Genomic DNA, 871 nt, shown 5'->3' with positions numbered 1-871 from the left:
CCGAAACACTCATCATCTCAGCCCGCACACCCCAAGCCCTCGAACAAGCCACCGACCAACTCGCCACCCACCTCCGCAACGAACAACCCAACCTCGCCGACGCCGCACACACCCTCGCCACCGGCCGCCGCACATTCCCCCACCGCCGCACCGTCACCGGCAACACCCCCGACACCATCGCAGCCTCACTCGAAAGCCGCGACCCCGCCAACGTCCTCACCGCCCACACCCCAGCCAACACCCCACCACTCGTATACATCTTCAGCGGCCAAGGCTCCCAGCACACCGGCATGGCCCACGACCTCTACCAACAAGAACCCACCTTCCGCACCACCGTCGACCAATGCGCCGAACTCCTCACACCACACCTCGGCCACGACATCCGCGACATCATCTTCACCCCGGACAACCGACTCGACCAGACCCAATGGGCCCAACCCGCCCTCTTCACCATCGAATACGCCCTCACCCAACTCTGGCACTCCTGGGGCATCACCCCCACCACCATGATCGGCCACAGCCTCGGCGAATGGGTCGCCGCCTGCCTCGCCGGCGTCTTCACCCTCCCCGACGCACTCCACCTCGTCGCCCTCCGCGGCCGCCTCATGCAAGCCCAACCCCCCGGCGCCATGCTCAACATCATGGCCGACCGCACCACCGTCGAAGCCGCCCTCACCGACAACCTCTCACTCGCCGCCCACAACGGCCCCCGCGACTGCGTCATCTCCGGCACCCACGACGCCATCCACACCTTCACCACCCACGCCCAGGAAAACGGCTGGGCCACCCAACCCGTCACCACCTCCCACGCCTTCCACTCCACCCTCATGCAACCCATGGTCGACGAATTCACCACCGCCGTCGCCACCAC

Annotated in this window: 1 protein-coding gene; it reads left to right on the top strand. The window is 66.7% G+C overall.

What is annotated here, in order from left to right:
• Positions 1-871, top strand: an 871-nt coding sequence (locus BFF76_RS30215; RefSeq protein ID WP_167359546.1) for an acyltransferase domain-containing protein, incomplete at both ends; no start/stop codon positions are given.

The sequence above is a fragment of the Streptomyces mutomycini genome (assembly GCF_001700505.1).
Classification (GTDB): Bacteria; Actinomycetota; Actinomycetes; order Streptomycetales; family Streptomycetaceae; genus Streptomyces; species Streptomyces mutomycini.
Note: the sequence above shows the minus strand (reverse complement) of the source record. Positions and strands in the feature narration are given on the sequence as shown.